This is a genomic window from Micromonospora sp. DT227 (genome assembly GCF_049841835.1).
In the GTDB taxonomy this organism is placed as follows: Bacteria; Actinomycetota; Actinomycetes; order Mycobacteriales; family Micromonosporaceae; genus Micromonospora.
Map to the genome: position 1 here is coordinate 255,791 of NZ_JBNCLA010000001.1, position 15,847 is coordinate 271,637.

Annotated in this window: 16 protein-coding genes; 4 read left to right on the forward strand and 12 right to left on the reverse strand. The window is 74.2% G+C overall.

The window, feature by feature from the left end:
• Positions 1-51: 51 nt before the first annotated feature.
• The 4 genes from ACLQ2W_RS01335 to ACLQ2W_RS01350 all read right to left on the reverse strand — a co-directional run bounded on the left by ACLQ2W_RS01335 (position 52) and on the right by ACLQ2W_RS01350 (position 4,010).
• Entirely contained in the window at positions 52-1,500 is a 1,449-nt protein-coding gene (locus ACLQ2W_RS01335; RefSeq protein WP_425784926.1) for a sensor histidine kinase, read from the reverse strand.
• Positions 1,493-2,185 (reverse strand): response regulator transcription factor, encoded by a 693-nt coding sequence (locus ACLQ2W_RS01340; protein ID WP_107156506.1) that lies wholly within the window; start codon positions 2,183-2,185, stop codon positions 1,493-1,495. The genes ACLQ2W_RS01335 and ACLQ2W_RS01340 overlap by 8 nt, the downstream gene beginning before the upstream one ends.
• A 69-nt stretch (positions 2,186-2,254) precedes the next feature.
• The gene (locus ACLQ2W_RS01345) at positions 2,255-2,767 is read right to left on the reverse strand and encodes a hypothetical protein (RefSeq protein ID WP_425784927.1); all 513 of its coding nucleotides are present in this window, start codon (positions 2,765-2,767) and stop codon (positions 2,255-2,257) included.
• A gap of 70 nt (positions 2,768-2,837) precedes the next feature.
• Positions 2,838-4,010 (reverse strand): thiolase family protein, encoded by a 1,173-nt coding sequence (locus ACLQ2W_RS01350; protein ID WP_281934145.1) that lies wholly within the window; start codon positions 4,008-4,010, stop codon positions 2,838-2,840.
• Positions 4,011-4,122: 112 nt separating this feature from the next.
• On the opposite strand from ACLQ2W_RS01350, the gene ACLQ2W_RS01355 reads away from it, so the two are divergent.
• Positions 4,123-4,578: a PH domain-containing protein gene (locus ACLQ2W_RS01355; protein WP_425784928.1), complete on the forward strand. Its 456-nt coding sequence runs from the start codon at positions 4,123-4,125 to the stop codon at positions 4,576-4,578.
• A 106-nt stretch (positions 4,579-4,684) separates the two neighbouring features.
• Here ACLQ2W_RS01355 and ACLQ2W_RS01360 read toward each other — a convergent pair whose 3' ends face one another.
• Both ACLQ2W_RS01360 and ACLQ2W_RS01365 read right to left on the reverse strand, forming a co-directional pair.
• The gene (locus tag ACLQ2W_RS01360) at positions 4,685-5,629 is read right to left on the reverse strand and encodes a rhomboid family intramembrane serine protease (protein ID WP_425784929.1); all 945 of its coding nucleotides are present in this window, start codon (positions 5,627-5,629) and stop codon (positions 4,685-4,687) included.
• A 25-nt stretch (positions 5,630-5,654) separates the two neighbouring features.
• Positions 5,655-6,185 carry a peptidylprolyl isomerase gene (locus ACLQ2W_RS01365; protein ID WP_107156502.1) on the reverse strand — a complete coding sequence of 177 codons (531 nt, stop codon included), beginning with the start codon at positions 6,183-6,185 and terminating at the stop codon, positions 5,655-5,657.
• Between the two features lie 84 nt (positions 6,186-6,269).
• Here ACLQ2W_RS01365 and ACLQ2W_RS01370 point away from each other — a divergent pair, with 84 nt between their 5' ends.
• On the forward strand, positions 6,270-7,091 hold the full coding sequence (locus ACLQ2W_RS01370) for a hypothetical protein (protein ID WP_425784930.1): 822 nt from the start codon (positions 6,270-6,272) through the stop codon (positions 7,089-7,091).
• A 99-nt stretch (positions 7,092-7,190) separates the two neighbouring features.
• Here ACLQ2W_RS01370 and corA read toward each other — a convergent pair whose 3' ends face one another.
• Positions 7,191-8,339: a magnesium/cobalt transporter CorA gene (gene corA, locus ACLQ2W_RS01375; RefSeq protein ID WP_425784931.1), complete on the reverse strand. Its 1,149-nt coding sequence runs from the start codon at positions 8,337-8,339 to the stop codon at positions 7,191-7,193.
• Positions 8,340-8,624: 285 nt separating this feature from the next.
• On the reverse strand, positions 8,625-9,719 hold the full coding sequence (locus tag ACLQ2W_RS01380) for a PLP-dependent aminotransferase family protein (protein ID WP_107156499.1): 1,095 nt from the start codon (positions 9,717-9,719) through the stop codon (positions 8,625-8,627).
• Between the two features lie 198 nt (positions 9,720-9,917).
• Between ACLQ2W_RS01380 and ACLQ2W_RS01385 the strand changes: the two genes are divergently transcribed.
• Entirely contained in the window at positions 9,918-10,796 is an 879-nt protein-coding gene (locus tag ACLQ2W_RS01385) for a 3'(2'),5'-bisphosphate nucleotidase CysQ (RefSeq protein ID WP_425784932.1), read from the forward strand.
• A gap of 104 nt (positions 10,797-10,900) precedes the next feature.
• Complete coding sequence (locus tag ACLQ2W_RS01390) at positions 10,901-12,580, forward strand: hypothetical protein (RefSeq protein ID WP_425784933.1); 1,680 nt, start codon at positions 10,901-10,903, stop codon at positions 12,578-12,580.
• Positions 12,581-12,643: 63 nt separating this feature from the next.
• Here the strand turns inward: ACLQ2W_RS01390 and ACLQ2W_RS01395 are convergent, their stop codons facing one another.
• The 4 genes from ACLQ2W_RS01395 to ACLQ2W_RS01410 are packed head-to-tail and all read right to left on the reverse strand — an operon-like array spanning position 12,644 to position 15,604.
• Positions 12,644-13,558, reverse strand: coding sequence for a glycosyltransferase family 2 protein (locus ACLQ2W_RS01395; protein ID WP_107156496.1), 915 nt, complete (start codon positions 13,556-13,558; stop codon positions 12,644-12,646).
• Positions 13,555-14,553 carry a sulfotransferase family protein gene (locus ACLQ2W_RS01400; RefSeq protein WP_107156495.1) on the reverse strand — a complete coding sequence of 333 codons (999 nt, stop codon included), beginning with the start codon at positions 14,551-14,553 and terminating at the stop codon, positions 13,555-13,557. Before ACLQ2W_RS01400 ends, ACLQ2W_RS01395 begins: the two co-directional genes overlap by 4 nt.
• Positions 14,550-15,128, reverse strand: a complete 579-nt coding sequence (locus tag ACLQ2W_RS01405) for a glycosyltransferase (protein ID WP_425784934.1) — start codon at positions 15,126-15,128, stop codon at positions 14,550-14,552. Before ACLQ2W_RS01405 ends, ACLQ2W_RS01400 begins: the two co-directional genes overlap by 4 nt.
• The gene (locus tag ACLQ2W_RS01410) at positions 15,128-15,604 is read right to left on the reverse strand and encodes a UDP-N-acetylglucosamine--LPS N-acetylglucosamine transferase (RefSeq protein WP_281934126.1); all 477 of its coding nucleotides are present in this window, start codon (positions 15,602-15,604) and stop codon (positions 15,128-15,130) included. Before ACLQ2W_RS01410 ends, ACLQ2W_RS01405 begins: the two co-directional genes overlap by 1 nt.
• Positions 15,605-15,847 lie beyond the last annotated feature (243 nt).

The following is a 15,847-nucleotide window of genomic DNA, read 5'->3' on the forward strand; positions in this document are numbered from 1 at the left end:
TTCCTCTCGTCGGTGGTGACGTCAGCGTTCCGCACCGGCGCGAGCGGACCGTCAGGCCGATGTTCGAGCCAGGTAAGGATCTCCGGGCAGCCGGACCGTGAACGCCGCGCCGCCCTCCGGCGCGTGCCCGGCGGCGATGTCGCCGCCCAGCCGGCGCACCAGCCCGGCGGCGAGCGCCAACCCCAGCCCGCTGCCGACCTTGCGCACCCCCCGGTAGCGCTGGTGCAGCGCACCCCGCTCGAACGCCACCGCCAGGTCGTCGTCGGTGAAGCCGGGCCCGCCGTCGCGGACCTCCAGGACCCCGCCGGCCGCCGGGTCCGCGCCGGCGGGCCGGACCGCGAGCACCACCGGCGCCCCCGGGGGTACGACCCGCAGCGCGTTCTCCAGCAGCCCGTCCACCACCTGCCGGATCCGGCCCGGATCGGTGTACGCCGGCACCGGCCCGCCCGGCGTCTCCACCCGGAACGGCACCCCGACCGCCGTGCACCGGTCCGACCAGGTGCGCTCCACGTCGGCGGCGAGCCGGGTCAGGTCCACCCGCCCCGGTTCCAGCGGGAAGTCCGCCGCCTCCAAACGGGCCAGCGCCAACAGGTCGCTGACCAGCCGGTCCAGGTGCTCGGCCTCGGCCAGCACGGTACGCCCGGTCGCCGGCACCGCGTCCGCGTCGAGCACCCCGTCGGCCAGCGCCTCGGCGTAGCCCCGGATGGCGGTGAGCGGCGTCCGCAACTCGTGCGAGACGGAGAGCAGGAACTCACGTTGCCGGCCCTCGCTGGTGGCCAGCGCGGCGGCCAGCCCGTTGAGCGCGTACGCCAGGTCGGCCACCTCGTCGGGCGGCTCGACCGGCACCCGGACCGCCCGGTCCCCGGCCCGGAGTCGGGCGGCGGCGGTGGCCGCGACGCGGATCGGTCGGGCCAGCCGGCGGGCCAGCAGCAGTCCGGCGACCGCCCCGGCGGCGAGCCCGGCGAGCAGCGGCAGCCAGAGCCCGCGCAGCACCTGCCGCCAGGGGCCGGCGGTGGCGGCGCGGGTGAGCACCACCCCGTCGCCGCCGGGCAGCGCCCGTGCCTCGACGAGCCGGCGTTCCCCGTCGACGAGTCGCCGGCCGGAGACGTTGCCGCCGGCGGCGACCCGGGCGACCAGCGGCGCGGGCAGGCCACTCCGGTCGGCCCGGCCGTCGCGGACCAGGTACACGTCGATCTGCTGCTGGCGGAGCTGCCGGATGAGCCGGTCCCCGGCGCTGTCGCGCTGGCGTACCGCGCGGACGCGCAGCACGTCGGCGGCGAGCCGGGCCTGGGCGGCCAGCGCGTCCTGGTCCCGGCGTTCCGCGCCGCGTACCGCCAACGGCACCGCCACCAGCGCGGTGACCAGCACCGACACCAGCGCCACCGCACAGGTGACGAGCACCGCGCGGGCGGTGAGCGTGTGGCCCGGCCAACGGCGGGCGGGCGGTGCGGCGGGCCCGGTCCGGATCACCGGCAGCGCCATGGTGGGCTGGTCAGGCATCGGCCGCGTACCCGACGCCGCGGTGGGTGCGGATCACGCTGGCCGGGCCGAGCTTCGCCCGGACCTGTGCCACGTGCACGTCCACGGTCCGGGTGCCGGCGTGCGCCGCGTATCCCCAGACGCCGGCCAGCAGCTCCTCCCGGGTGAACACCCGCCCGGGGCGGGCCATCAGGTGGGCGAGCAGGTCGAACTCGGTGGAGGTGAGCTGCACCGGCGCTCCGCCGACGGTCACCGCCCGGCGGGCCGGGTCGAGCGTGACCGGGCCGAGCACCCGCGGCTGTTCGGCGGTGGCCGGCGTGCCGGCGCTGCGGCGCAGCACCGCGCGGACCCGGGCGACCAGCTCACGCGGGCTGAACGGCTTGGTGACGTAGTCGTCCGCGCCCAGCTCCAGGCCGACCACGCGGTCCACCTCGTCGTCGCGGGCGGTGAGGAAGATGACAGGCGTCCAGTCACCGGCCGCGCGCAGCCGCCGGCAGATCTCGGTGCCGGCCAGGCCGGGCAGCGCGATGTCGAGCACGCAGGCCACCGGGCGCAGCCGCCGCGCGGCGGCCAGCCCGGCCGTGCCGTCCCGTTCCAGGTGTACGCCGAAGCCGTCCCGGGTCAGGTAGAGCCGGACCAGGTCGGCGATGGACGGCTCGTCCTCCACCACGAGGACGAGCCCGCGCTGCGCGGTGTCGGCGGTCACCGGCCCATGATGACCGACCGGTGGCCGCCGGGAAGGTCCGGGAGATGTTCGGGTTCGGTAAGGAGAACGTCAGCGGGCCGACGCCGGACGGAACACGACCGGCCGAGGGCTGGCCGGCCAGTCACCGATGGTGGCGACCAGGCGTTCCGCCGGGGTACGCAGCCGGGTCCGGAAGGCGTGGTGGAGCAGCGCGTCGAGCTGCCACACCCCCTTCGGGTGGTGGGTCCGGATGAGGAAACGTTCGCGTACGCCGTCGATGGCGGTGGCCGCCAGCTCCACGCGGTGCGCCCGTGGGTCCGGGCTCCAGGTGACGTTGCTGAGCTCCCGCAGCTCGGTGTTGAGGTGCAGGCGCAGCCGGTGCAGCAACCGGGTCTGCCGGGTCACCACCAGCCGGCGATGGGTGAGCAGCATGAGGTATTCGCCGCCGACCGGATGCTCCGGACGGCTGCACCTGGTGACCAGGATGGTGGCGTCGCCGGAGCCGACGCAGCGCCGGAACACCGGCATGTGGCGGGTGGCGGTCTGGGTGGCCAGGCCGGTCTCGGCCGCCGCCGGGAGGAACGTTCGGGAGAACACGTCCATGTCGGGTGCAACGAGCGGTTGACCCGTAGTGACATGGGTCACCCTGAATTTCTGGAACTTCCACCCGCTCTCAGAGCAGTTCGACGATGGTGGCGTTGGCCATGCCGCCGCCCTCGCACATGGTCTGCAGGCCGTAGCGGATGCCGTTGTCCCGCATGTGCTGGAGCATCGTCGTCATGATCCGCGCGCCGGACCCGCCGAGCGGGTGGCCCAGCGCGATCGCGCCGCCCCGGGGGTTGAGCCGCTCCGGGTCCGCCTCGGTCTCGGCCAGCCAGGCCAGCGGCACCGGGGCGAACGCCTCGTTCACCTCGTACACCCCGATCTCCTCGATGCCCAGCCCCGCGCGGCGCAGCGCCTTCGCGGTGGCCGGGATGGGCGCGGTGAGCATGGCGACCGGATCGTCGGCGGCCACCACGGCGGTGTGCACCCGGGCCAGCGGGCGCAGGCCGTGCCGGCTGGCCCACTCGGCGGTGGTCACCGCCAGCGCGGCGGCGCCGTCGGAGATCTGCGACGCGGAGCCGGCGGTGACCACCCCGTCGGCGCGGAACGGGGTCTTCAGTTCGCCGAGCTTGGCCAGCGTGGTGTCCCGGCGGATGCCCTCGTCGGCGGTGAACTTGCCGCCGTCGGCGAGCACCACCGGGGCCAGCTCCGGCTCGAACGCGCCGGCGTCCTGCGCGGCGGCGGCCTTCTCGTGGCTGGCCAGCGCGAACTCGTCGAGCTGGGTGCGCGAGAAGCGCCACCGTTCGGCGATCAGCTCGGCACCGACGCCCTGGTTGAACGGCAGCGGCGAATCCTCGGCGACGCCCTCGGCGCCGCGGTAGCGGGCCAGGATCGCCGGGCTGAACGGCATCCCGCCGGCCACGCTGGAGCCCATCGGCACCCGGGTCATCGACTCGACGCCACCGGCGACGACCAGGTCGGCCTGGCCGGAGAGCACGGTGGCGGCGGCGAAGTGCAACGCCTGCTGGCTCGACCCGCACTGCCGGTCGAGCGTGGTGCCGGGCACGGACTCGGGCCAGCCGGCCGCCAGCACGGCGTTGCGGGCCACGTTCCAGGACTGCTCGCCGACCTGCGACACGCAGCCCCACACCACGTCGTCGACCTGACCGGGGTCGATGCCGGTGCGCTCGGCCAGGGCGCGCAGCACGTGTGCCGAGAGGTCGACCGGGTGCACGCCGGCGAGGCTGCCCTTGCGCCGCCCGACCGGGGTCCGCACCGCACCGACGATGACCGCGTCACTCATGTCTACTCCCCGGTAACCTCGCTTGACCCAATACTACGTGCTGACCTGACCGTCGTCCCTCCTCGCCTTTCCGGGCGTGCCGGACGGCCCCGGCCGCTGGCATGCTGGGCGGATGGATCCCCAGCCGCCACCGGTCCGGCAGTGGCGCGTGCCCCGGGCGCTGCCGGTGGTCAAGGCGCTCGGCGCGCTCGCCCTGATCGCCCTGGGCCTGGCGCTCGCCGACGGCGACCCGGTCCGCCCGGCGCTCGCCGGCTCGCTCGCCGCCGCGCTGCTCGCGTGGGCGTTGCGCGACCTCGTCGCGCCGGTCCGGCTCGCCGTCGACCCTGAGGGCCTGACCGTGATCCGCGGGTACGCCGGCCGACGCCGGCTCCCGTGGGCCGCGGTGGAGGCGATCCGGCTGGACCGACGCAGCCGACGCGGGGTCACCGCCGAGACGCTGGAGATCGACGCCGGGGAGTCGCTGCACCTGTTCGGCCGCCGCGACCTGGACGCGCCGCTGGAAGAGGTGGCCGCCACGCTCACCGCCGCCCGCGCCGCCGCCGATCCAGGCCGCCGCCCGCCTCGGTGATCATGAAGTTGGCGGGTCGGTTCGACAGTTTCGTCCCCGCCAACTTCATGATCGTCGGGATGGGGAGGGGTGGCCGCGCGGGGGCGGGGGGCGGGGGGCGGGGGGATCAGCCGGTCAGCAGCGCGGCGGTGCGGACGAGGGCCAGGCCGATCAGGGCCACCAGCACGATCGCGCAACCCGCCGTCTGGAACACGGTCCGGCGCATCCGCGGGGCGTACGCCAGGACCAGCGCCGTCACGGCACCGACCACCAGGCCGCCGAGGTGCCCGGCCACCGAGATGCTCGGCACGGTGAACGTGAAGATCAGGTTGATCACCAGGATCGGCACGATCGCCGAGGTGTCCCGACCCAGCCGGCGCATGATCACGAAGATCGCGGCGAACAGGCCGAAGATGGCGGTCGACGCGCCGGCCGTGAACCGGTTCGGCTCGGTGAAGACGTAGGCGGCCACGTTGCCGCCGAGCCCGGCGAGCAGATAGAGCGCCAGGAAGCGCAGCGGCCCGAGCACCGCCTCCAGCGTCCGGCCGAGCACCCAGAGCGCCCACATGTTGAGCAACAGGTGCAGCACGCCGTAGTGCAGGAACATGGCGGTGACCAGCCGGTACCACTCGCCGTCGGCCACCCCGCCGACGGTGCCGTCCGGGAAGGCGGCCAACCCCAGCACCGCGCCCCACTCGGTCAGCGGCGTCCCGCCGCCCATCAGGCCGCCGAGACCGCCGCCGGCGATCGCGTTCCCGCTGCGGGCCGACGCGATGGAGAGCAGCATCATCAGCACGTTCAGCGCGATGAGGGCCTTCGTCACGTAGCCCTGGCGGCCGGCGGCACCGCCTCCGAAGGCGGTACGCGCCGGCCGCACGCTGCGGCGTCCCTCGGCGACGCACTCCGGGCACTGGTGGCCGACGGAGGCGTCGCGCATGCACTCGGGGCAGATCGGCCGGTCGCAGCGGGTGCACCGGAGGTACGTCTCCCGATCGGGATGCCGGTAGCAGACCGGAGTGGTCGGCACCGGCCCCTCGGTGGCGTCGCCTGCCTGCCCGGAGCGCTCAGTCATGCGAGCAAAGGTACCCGCGCGACGGTCAGGACTGCTGCCGCTCGATCTCGACCCGCTCGATCACCACGTCCTGGATCGGCCGGTCGCTCGGCCCGGTCGGGGTGTTCGCGATCGAGTCGACGACCTTCACCGACTGCTCGTCGGCGACCTGGCCGAAGATGGTGTGCCGGTTGTTCAGGTGCGGCGTCGGCCCCACCGTGATGAAGAACTGCGAGCCGTTCGTGCCCGGCCCGGCGTTCGCCATCGCCAGCAGGTACGGCCGGTCGAAGCGCAGCTCCGGGTGGAACTCGTCGTCGAACTTGTAACCCGGGCCACCGCGCCCGGTGCCGGTCGGGTCGCCCATCTGGATCATGAAACCGCTGATCACCCGGTGCGAGATGGTGCCGTCGTAGTACGGCCCGCTGCCCGGCTGGCCGGTACGCGGGTCGATGTACTCCCGGTTGCCCTCGGCCAGCTCCACGAAGTTGCGGACGGTCTTCGGCGCGTGGTTCGGGAAGAGCTCCAGCCGGATCGGGCCGGCGTTGGTGTGCAAGGTGGCGTAGACAGCCTCGGCCACGGGTACTCCTCACTCGTTGGTCAGTTCCTTGCGGATCCTCCCATGTGCCCGATCTGGCCATGCGGAGGCATCCGAAGGTGGAGGATGACGAAGGAACAACTCCCAGGAGGTGGGACCGTGTTTGGAATCGGGCGGCGAAAGACCCAGGGCCAGCTCGCCAAGGCCGAGTTGAACCAGGGCATCGGTCACCTGAGGCAGGCCGCCTCGCACGCGGCGAAGGGTGCCGGGGCCACTGTCGGCCCGCGGGTCCAGGCAGCCCGGGTCGCCGTCGCGCCGACCGCGGTCATGGTCCGGGACCGGGCGTCCAGCGGCGTCGCGTCGAGCGCCGCCGCGCTCGCCCCGGTGCTCCTGGCCGCGCGCAGCGCCCGGACCGAGGCGGCCGGCAAGGCGCGCACCGGTCGCAAGGTGGTGGCGGCGAAGCAGTCCGCGATGACGAAGAAGGCGAAGAACATGAAGCCTGGAAAGAAGAAGCAGCGCAGGTCGCGGGGCATGACCGCCGGTCTGCTGGTGGCCGGCACCGTCGCCGGCCTGGCCGGGGCGATGGCCATGCGCCGCCGCCGCGAGCAGCAGGAGTGGGCCGAGTACGACCCGACCGGCACGCTCGGCCCGACCGGTCAGGACACGTTGGAGCCGATGCGGGAGGACGTGGACACGATCGTGGTGGAGACCCCGGACGCCAGCGCGAAGGTGACCCAGGCCGGCCCGGCCGGCGCCGGCAGCTCGACGGTGGCCGACGGCAGCAGCGCCTCGACCACCACGCCCGGCCCCGACCCGGTGATCCACCCGAACAGCCAGGTGCCCTCCGTCGCCGAGGGCGCCCGGGACGTCTCCGGCCGGCCGGCCGACGACATCACCAAGGCCACCCAGAACGGCCGGAGCGCGGCCAAGGCCAGCGGTCGCCACTGAGCGCGGTTCGAGCCGTCGGAACAGCGCCGGCGCGCGGGCACGTCCCGCGTGGCCGGCGCTTCCGCATGCCGGCCTACCGTGCCGGGAGGGTGTCGCCGGTCACAACCAGCCGTTGCGGCGGAACCAGCGGTAGAGCACGAACGACAGCGTCAGGTTGACCGCCCACACGCCCGGATAGCCGTACGTCCAGGTCAGCTCGGGCATGTTCTGGAAGTTCATGCCGTAGATGCCGGCGATCGCGGTCCACACCGCACCGATGGCGGCCCAGGCGGCGATCTTGCGCATGTCGTTGTTCTGGTCGACGGTGACCTGGGCCAGCCGGGCCTGGAGGATCGAGTTGAGCAGGTCGTCGTACGAGTTCACCTGCTCGACGGTGCGGCTGAGGTGGTCCTGCACGTCGCGGAAGTAGCGCCGCACCTCCTGCGGCACCGCGCGGTTGACCTGGGCGGTGAGCGTCATCAGCGGGCGCTGCAACGGCACCACCGCCCGCTTGAACTCGACCAGCTCCCGCTTCATCTGGTAGATCCGCTGGATCCGGCCGCTGCTCTGCCGGTCGAAGACGTCCGCCTCCAGCACGTCGAGGTCGTCCTCCAGCTGGTCGGCGACCTCCAGGTAGAGGTCGACCACCCGGTCGGTGATCGCGTACGCGACCGCCCACGGCCCCTGCCGCAGCAGGTCGCGCTTCGCCTCCAGGTCGGCGCGGACCGGCGACAGCCGGCAGGCGTCCCCGTGCCGCACGCTGATCACGAAGTTCGGCCCGATGAAGAGCATCACCTGGCCGGTCTCCACCACCTCGGAGTTCTCGGTCAGCTCGGCGTGCTCGCAGTAGCGGGCGGTCCGCAGCACCAGGAAGACGATCTCGCCGAAGTGCTCCAGCTTCGGGCGCTGTTCCGCCTTGACCGCGTCCTCCACGGCCAGCTCGTGCAGGCCGAACGTGGCGGCGATCTCGGTCATCTCGGCCAGGTCGGGCTCGTGCAGGCCGAGCCAGACGAAGCCGTCCCGCTCGCGGCGGGCGGCGGCCAGGGCCTCCGCGTACTGCGGGCGGCCGGGTCGGCGCTCGCCGTCGACGTAGAGCCCGCAGTCGACGATGCCGCTGCGCCCGGGACGGGTCGGCTGGGGCGCTCGCGGGGAGCCGTCGGCGTTGAGGATGCGGGACATGGCGCGTACCGGCGCCGCCCAGGCCCGTGGCCGGGGCGGCCGGTCGCCGTGCTGGCCGTCGGTGCGGTCGCGTGCCACCCGGTCCGTCATCTCTCGCCCCCTCTCCACGAAGCTGCGGCTTGCAGGTTACGCCGCTCGGAGGCGGGGGCGGGCGGCCCGCGGTGCGGTGCCGGGCGGGCCGGCCGCGTCAGGGGGGTGAGGGGCGACACGGCCCACCCGGCACCCGTGGGGGCGGGAGTGATGCTGGCGGCGTCGCCGATCCGGGGCCGACCGCCGAAAGGTGAGCGACGCTCGCAGCATTGTGAGCCGAAGGCCGGCCCGGCGGGAGAGCCGAGCCGGCCAGTGGGGCCACTCTGTCGGAAACCCGACAGAAAATCAGGCGCGGACGGCGGCCATCGCCTCGGCGAGCCGCCGCACGCCCTCGTCGATCCGGTCCGCCGTCACCGCCGAGTACGCCAACCGCAGCGCGTGCCGACCGCCGTCGACCATGAAGTCGCTGCCCTTGACCACCGCGACGCCGCGCTCGGCGGCGGCCGGCGCCAGCCGGTCGACCTCGACGTCCTCCGGCAACTCGATCCAGAGGAAGTAGCCGCCGTCGGGCTCGACGAACCGGGCCTCCGGGATGTGCCGGCGCAGCGACTCGGCCAGCGCCCCGGCCCGCTCGCCCAGCGCCGTCCGGACCGTGTGGATCGACCGCTCGATCGAGCCGGAGACGCAGAACTGGTGCACGATCGCCTGGGCCACCATGCCCGGCGAGATGTAGAGGTTCGTGGCCCGCTTGGCGATCGCCGCGATCAGCTCCGCGGGGCCGACCAGGTAACCGACCCGCACACCGGGGCAGACCGTCTTGGTGAAGCTGGAGGCGTGCACCACCACACCCCGGGTGTCCATCGACAGCATCGAGGGCAGCGGCTCACCCCGGAACCGGATGTCCGCGTACGGGTCGTCCTCGAAGATCGTGAACTCGTACTCGGCGGCCAGGTCGAGCAGCTCACGGCGCTTGTCCAGGGAGAGCGTGACACCGGCCGGGTTCTGGTAGTTCGGGATCACGTGGGCCAGTCGCGGGCGGACCCCGGACTCCAGCAGCTTGCGCAGCTCGGCGGTGTCCAGGCCGTCCGGCTGGATGGTCACGCCGTGCACCTCGCCGCCCATCTGCTGGAGGTTGAGCAGCGTGCGGTCGTACGTCGGGCGCTCGACGACCACCGCGTCGCCCCGGCGGACCAGGTGGTCGAAGAGGAACGCGTCGGCCTGCAACGAGCCGTTCGTGACCAGCACCTGGTCGGCCTCGACGCCGTGCTTCTCGGCGATCCACTTCCGCAGGGGCGGGTAGCCGACAGAGGTCCCGTACGCGGTGACCCCGGCAGGGTCGGCGTCGAAGGCGCGGACGGCGGCGGCCTTGAGCCCCTCGACATCGACGATGTCCAACGAGGGAGCCCCACGGGCGAAGGAGATCAGCTGCTCGGCGGTCATGCGCAGAGCCTAGGGCCTGCCCGGCCGGGTCCGAACGGCATACACGCGAAGTTCAACATGCGGGCGGTGACCGGCGGCGACCAGCGCCGACAGGGAAACGAGGCCGGCTCGGGACTGTCTACGATCCGACCGGACGCTGGCGCCGGTGACACCGGTCGCCGAAGGATGACGGGTCGCGGCAGACCCGCGAGACAGGGGATGGGGCTCGTGACCGAGGACGAGACGGGACGACTCGACGACCAGCAGTTCGCGCAGTGGCTGGCCACCGAGGCCGGGGCGGCGCTCACCGCGCTGCGGGACCGGCAGGGCTTCGCCGACCCGAAGGCGCTCAAGGACGCCGGCGACCGGGCGTCGCACGAGCTGATGACCGCGGCGCTGGCGCGGTGGCGTCCGGCGGACGCGGTGCTCTCCGAGGAGGAGGCCGACGCGCGCCGCGCCTGGGCGGACGGGGAGCGGGCGCCCCGGCACGAGGCGGACCGGGTCTGGATCATCGACCCGCTGGACGGGACCCGCGAGTTCTCCGAGGCCGGCCGGGACGACTGGGCGGTGCACGTCGCGCTCTGGCAGCGCTCGGCCGCGCCGGACGGCGCGCTGATCGCCGGCGCGGTCGGCATGCCGGCGCGGACCACGGTGGACGGTGCGCCGGTCGTGCTCGGCACCACCTGCCCGATGCCGAAGGCGACCGACGGGCCGATCCGGATCGCGGTGAGCCGCAGCCGCCCACCGGCGTTCGTGGGCGAGCTGGTGGAGCTGCTGGACGCCCGGGCCGTCCCGATGGGGTCGGCCGGGGTCAAGGTGTGCGCGGTGGTGACCGGCGAGGTCGACGCGTACGTCCACGCGGGCGGCCAGTACGAGTGGGACAGCGCCGCGCCGGTGGCGGTGGCACTGGGCGCGGGCATGCACGCGTCCCGGATCGACGGCTCGCCGCTGCGCTACAACCGGGCCGACCCGCGCCTGCCCGATCTGCTGGTCTGCCGCCCCGAGTTGGCCGACCGGCTGCTCGCCGCGATCGCCCGCACCGGGGTCGAGATGCCCGCTTCGGCCGTCACCGGCGACCGGGGTGAGGCGTTCGGCTGAGAGTGACGGTACGTACGGCCAGGGTGAATCGGGGTTATCGTCGGGTGCGAATGCGCGTCCGACCGGAGCCCGAGACCTCGGGCCGCCGACAGCCAGGGAGGGCCATGCCGGCCGACCGAGACCCGCACGATGCTTTCGAGGAGCCGACCGGCCTGTGGCCGGGGCAGGACGTTTCTCGCCAATCGGGCAGCCCCGCGCTGCCCTGGCCGGAGACTCCGACCTCGCCACCGGTGCCGGTCCACGCCCATGCCCACGGTGATCTGCCGTGGCCGGAGCGGGAGCTGCCCGGCCCCGGTCACGCGGACCAGTCCTGGGTGGACGCCGCGCCGGCCTGGTCGGGGCACGAGCCGCCCGGCCGGGTCGGCGTCGAGCACGCCCTGCCCGGCCCCGACCGGACGCCCGCCGCCTGGGCCGACGGCACGACCACCGCGTCCGCCCACTGGGGCGACGGAACGACGGCCACCGCCCGCTGGGGCGACGCGCCCACCGCGCCGGCGGACTGGGCCGAGGAAACGACCGCGTCCGCGAGCTGGGGCGGGACCCCGCCCGTCGGCTGGGGCGGGGAGGCATCCGCCGGGTGGGGCGCGGCGACGACCGCGACCGCCACGCTGACCGGGCCGCCGCCCGGAGGCGTACCCACCGGGCCGGACGCCCGGCCGGGCGCGGGCGGTCCCGGCCAGCCGCCGCTTCCCCCGGTCACGTCGGACCCGCCGCCCGGCGGGCCCCGGCGGCGCTGGCGCGCGGTGCTGGCGACGGCCGTGGCGCTGGCCCTGACCGGCGGTGGCGTCGCGGTGGCCGCGCTGCGACCGGACGCGACCAACCCGCAGGCCAGCGAGGTGCCGAAGAGCGCCGGCCCGGCCCCGTCGGCCGGCCTGGGTGCGCCGGTCACGCCCGGCGCCGCCCCGAGCGCGGACCAGGGCCTCGGCGGCAAGCCCGGCGCGAAACCGTCGGCCTCCGCCGTCCCGGGCGCCAAGGGCTTCGCCGGTACGCGGGAGACGTTGCCCGGCGCGTCGATCGGCGTGCAGAACGGGGAGAGCTTCGGCCAGGCGCTGAGCCGCTCCGACCGGACGTTCGGCAAGCTCCAGATGGCCCGGATCTTCTTCCCCGGCCTGCCGCCGGCCTGGTCGGGCAGTCGCGCCGACGTGGTCGACCGCACCGTGGTGGTGTCCTTCAAGGCGTCACCCCAGGAGATCAACTCCGGCCGGCACGACTCCCGGCTGCGCTCCTGGTTCGCCTCGATCCCGCGCGACCACAACGTGTACTGGTCCTATTTCCACGAGCCGGAGGACGACGTCGAGCGCGGCGCGTTCAGCACCGACGCGTACCGGACGGCGTGGAAGCGGGTCGCCGGCCTGGCCGACCAGGCGGGCAACCCCAAACTGATCAACACGCTGATCCTGATGTGCTGGACGCTCGACCCGAAGTCCGGGCGCAGCTTCGACGCGTTCTACCCGGGCGGCAACGTGATCGAGGCGCTCGGCTGGGACTGCTACAACTGGGGCAAGAAGTGGAAGCGGTACGCCTCGCCGCAGGAGATCTACGGCCCGATGATCAGCAAGTCGAAGGCGCTGGGCAAGCCGTGGGGCGTCGCGGAGACCGGCAGCGACCTGGTGCCCGGTGACTCCGGCACCGGCCGCGCCGAGTGGATCCGGTCGATGTCCGGCTTCCTCAACGGCCAGCGGCCGGAGTTCGTGGCCTACTACAACCAGACCGTCAGCCAGGGCGACTTCCGGCTGCTCGACCAGCCGAGCATCCAGGCGTGGAAGTCGTTCTGCGTGGCCTGAGCCGGCCGGCGGACCACGACGGGCGGGCGACCTCGGTCGCCCGCCCGTTTCCTCGCGTACGGCTCAGATGCCCCGGCCGCGCTTGTGCAGCGTGCGCAGCACCCGGTCGGCCTGCACCGCCCGGCTCGCCACCGCCAGCGCCAGGTAGGCGCGCGGCTCCTTCGGGTTACGGGCCAGCGTGCGCCGGGCCCACCGGACCGCGTCCCGCCGGTTGCCCATCGCCGCCTGCGCGAACGCGATCTGCCCGGCCACCCGGGCCTCGCCGTGCGGCACGGTGGCGAACTCGGGATAGCGGCGCAGCAGCCACTGCAGCGCGGTCGAGATGGTCTCCCAACGCTGCGCGAAGTAGGACCGCTTGTGCCAGCGCACCAGCACGTACGGGCTCTCCACGTTGACCAGCGGCGCGTACCGGGCGGCCCGGAGCAGGAACTCGTAGTCCTCCGCGTAGCTGCCCGGGATCTGCTCGTCGACCAGCCCGATCGCGTCGAGCAGCGCGGCCCGGCGGATCAGGAACGTGGACGGGTGCAGCTCGGTGAGCCGGTCCCGGAGCAGCGCCTCCAGCGAGATCCGCGCCCGGTCCAGCGAGCGGTCCACCGTCCGGTCGTCGTAGCTGACCCGGATGCCGCAGCTCACCAGCGCGCCGTCCGGGTGCGCGTCGAGCGCCCCGAACTGGGCGGCCAGCTTGCCGGGCAGCCACTCGTCGTCGTCGTCGCAGAACGCCACCCAGTCGCCGGTGGCCGCCTCGATGCCGGTGTTGCGCGCCCCGGCCAGCCCCGCGGTGCGGGTGTTCGTGATGACCCGGACCCGCCGGTCACCGCGATCGGACTCCAGCGACCGGTCCGGCTCGGACTGGTCGTAGACCACGATCGCCTCGATCAGGCCGGGGTGCGCCTGGCTGAGGATGGCGTCGAGCGCCGCGCGCAGCAGTTCCGGACGGTCCCGCGTCGGTACGACGACCGAGATGCTCGGCCCACTCATGTTCTCTCCACGGATTCGTCGGATCCCCGCTGGCCCAGGTAGCCGTAGCGGACTCGGAGCGGCAGCGTGGCCAGGCTGACCACGGCCCGGCTGCGGCGCGGCAGGCGGTCCCGCCACGCCTCGTCCCGGCGTACCGTCAGCGGGCCGCCGCTGAACCGCAGCGGATTGCCCGCGACGCTGTGCGCGCGGAACGGCGCGGCCGGCTCGGCCGCCGGGTCCGGCGCGTCGCCGGCCAGGATGCGCAGCGCCGCCGGGTCGTCCGGCAGGCCGCTGAAGTCGCGTACCCGGCGGACGGTGCCGGCCGGGTCGGCGGTGAAGTCCTCGTAGCGCAGCCGGAGCACCTTCGCCCGCTGGGCGAGCAGGTGGAACGCGGCGTTCTGCGCGGTCCACAGCTTGCTCACCTCGAACGGCGAGAAGGTCGGCATGAAGTCCTCGCCGTCCACCACCTCGGGCCGGCGCACCTGCTTGCCCCAGGAGTACGCGACCGCCCGGCTGTCCCGGACCAGGTGCAGCACCCGCAGGTCGAGCCCGTCCGCCCAGCTCAGCGCGAAGGCGAGCGAGGCGTGCTTGCTGGAGTCGACCACCACCCGCGCCCCGGTCACCGCGAGCGCGGCGCGGTAGATCCGGGTGTAGAGGTCGGCGTAGCGGCGGACGTCGGCGAGTTGCTCCGGCGGGAGCGAGGTCTTCGCCAACCGGGGAATGTGCCGGGTCCGGTCGACCCGGTCCTTGAGCGCCAGCACGTCGTCCCGGTCGATCGCGGACCAGCCGCCGAACGCCTGCTCGCCGACCTGCTGCCAGAACGGGCAGGCGGTGAACCGCTCCCCGCAGCCGCACCGCTCGTCCGCGCCGAGGGCCCGCTCCCAGAGGTGCACCACCTCACCGACCGCGCACACGTCGGGACTCTGCGCCAGCAGCAGCTCCAGCAGCGTGGAGCCGCTGCGGCCGAGACCGCCGACGAAGAGCACCCGCGGCTGCGCCGGCTCCGGGGCGCTCATCCGCGCCGCCCGCCGGCCCGCTGGCGGACCCGTCGGGCCACCAGGTCGTCGATCACGGCGCCGACCCGGGCGACCGCCTCGGCGCGCGGGTCCGGCCGACCGGGGTCGGCGGCCAGCACGAACCGGCCCGGGTCGGCCAGCCCTTCGTCCAGCGCGGCGAGCAGCTCGGCCTCGGTCTCGCAGAGCCGGACCATGCCGGCCGCGCCGAGCCGCCGGGAGAACAGCTGCTGGTGGTTGTCGACGTGCTCGTCGTGGGCCGGGTCGCGGGGCACCACGATCGGCAGGTGGCCGGTGCGGCGGGCCTCGGTGATGGTGGCCGGCCCGCCGTGGCTGACCACGAGCGTGGACTCGGCCATCGCGCGTTGCAGTTCCTCGTGGCCGAGGAACGGGGTGGCCTCGGGCAGGGCCGGCGGGCGGCTGTGGCCGTACTGGAGGACCAGCCGGACGCCGGGGCGGGCGGCGTGCCAGCGCTCCAGCCAGCCGACGAGGCGGTCGAAGCGGTGCACGTCGGTGCCGACCACGACCAGCACGTAGGGCCCGGACCGTCGGTCCCGCTGCTGCGGAATGAGCCCCATCAGAGGAGGTTCCCCACGACGGTCGCCTCCGGGTACATCCGGCGCTGCTCCTCCCACTGCACGAGCATCGCGGAGAGGAACGGCCGGCAGAGTCGGGCGGTCAGCGTCGCGCTGTCGATGCGGTCGTAGACCTCGATGTAGACCGTGGGGATCCGGCGCAGCCGGGCCGCCACCACGAACGGCAGGGCGACGCCGGCGCCGGTGGTGACCACCGCGTCCACCCGGCGTCGGCGGATCACCTTCAGCGCGAGGAACGCGTTGCGGACCAGGTTCTTGACGTTACGGGTGGTGGGGTGGTGCGCCCAGACCACGTCCTCGCCGTCGAGCAGCGAGCGGGCGTCCGGTGTGTCGAAGGTGACCCATGCCCGGTCGCGTTCCCGGTACCACGGTTCGAGAGCCAGGAGCTGGGCCAGATGCCCGCCACTGGAGCCGACCAGCAGGACCTGCCCCGAGCCCTCGGTTGACCCGCTCACCACAACGTTTCCTCCCGTAACCGTGCGACCGCGCCCGGATTTACGTGAATGACCCTCGGACGCGCCCTGACAACCTACTGGCGCGGCCTGGGCAACTGAAGGGGCCGTTGGACGGATCCCGGCCGGCCGGTCGGGTCACCTCGGGATTCCCGTCGTCGGGATCCGGCCGGCGGTGCGACCCGCCAGGTCAGCCGCGTCGAGCCCGGGTCGGTGGGCCGGGACCACGGGCACCCGGGGGGATGTGTC

Bases quoted from the DNA above. Each gene is read 5' to 3' on its own strand.
- ACLQ2W_RS01380 (WP_107156499.1), bottom strand. From the start codon at position 9,719: ATGACCGCCGAGCAGCTGATCTCCTTCGCCCGTGGGGCTCCCTCGTTG.
- ACLQ2W_RS01360 (WP_425784929.1), bottom strand. From the start codon at position 5,629: ATGACTGAGCGCTCCGGGCAGGCAGGCGACGCCACCGAGGGGCCGGTG.
- ACLQ2W_RS01400 (WP_107156495.1), bottom strand. From the start codon at position 14,553: ATGAGCGCCCCGGAGCCGGCGCAGCCGCGGGTGCTCTTCGTCGGCGGT.
- ACLQ2W_RS01345 (WP_425784927.1), bottom strand. From the start codon at position 2,767: ATGGACGTGTTCTCCCGAACGTTCCTCCCGGCGGCGGCCGAGACCGGC.
- corA (WP_425784931.1), bottom strand. From the start codon at position 8,339: ATGACGGACCGGGTGGCACGCGACCGCACCGACGGCCAGCACGGCGAC.
- ACLQ2W_RS01405 (WP_425784934.1), bottom strand. From the start codon at position 15,128: ATGGGGCTCATTCCGCAGCAGCGGGACCGACGGTCCGGGCCCTACGTG.
- ACLQ2W_RS01355 (WP_425784928.1), top strand. From the start codon at position 4,123: ATGGATCCCCAGCCGCCACCGGTCCGGCAGTGGCGCGTGCCCCGGGCG.
- ACLQ2W_RS01395 (WP_107156496.1), bottom strand. From the start codon at position 13,558: ATGAGTGGGCCGAGCATCTCGGTCGTCGTACCGACGCGGGACCGTCCG.
- ACLQ2W_RS01370 (WP_425784930.1), top strand. From the start codon at position 6,270: ATGACGAAGGAACAACTCCCAGGAGGTGGGACCGTGTTTGGAATCGGG.
- ACLQ2W_RS01350 (WP_281934145.1), bottom strand. From the start codon at position 4,010: ATGAGTGACGCGGTCATCGTCGGTGCGGTGCGGACCCCGGTCGGGCGG.
- ACLQ2W_RS01385 (WP_425784932.1), top strand. From the start codon at position 9,918: ATGGGGCTCGTGACCGAGGACGAGACGGGACGACTCGACGACCAGCAG.
- ACLQ2W_RS01390 (WP_425784933.1), top strand. From the start codon at position 10,901: ATGCCGGCCGACCGAGACCCGCACGATGCTTTCGAGGAGCCGACCGGC.
- ACLQ2W_RS01335 (WP_425784926.1), bottom strand. From the start codon at position 1,500: ATGCCTGACCAGCCCACCATGGCGCTGCCGGTGATCCGGACCGGGCCC.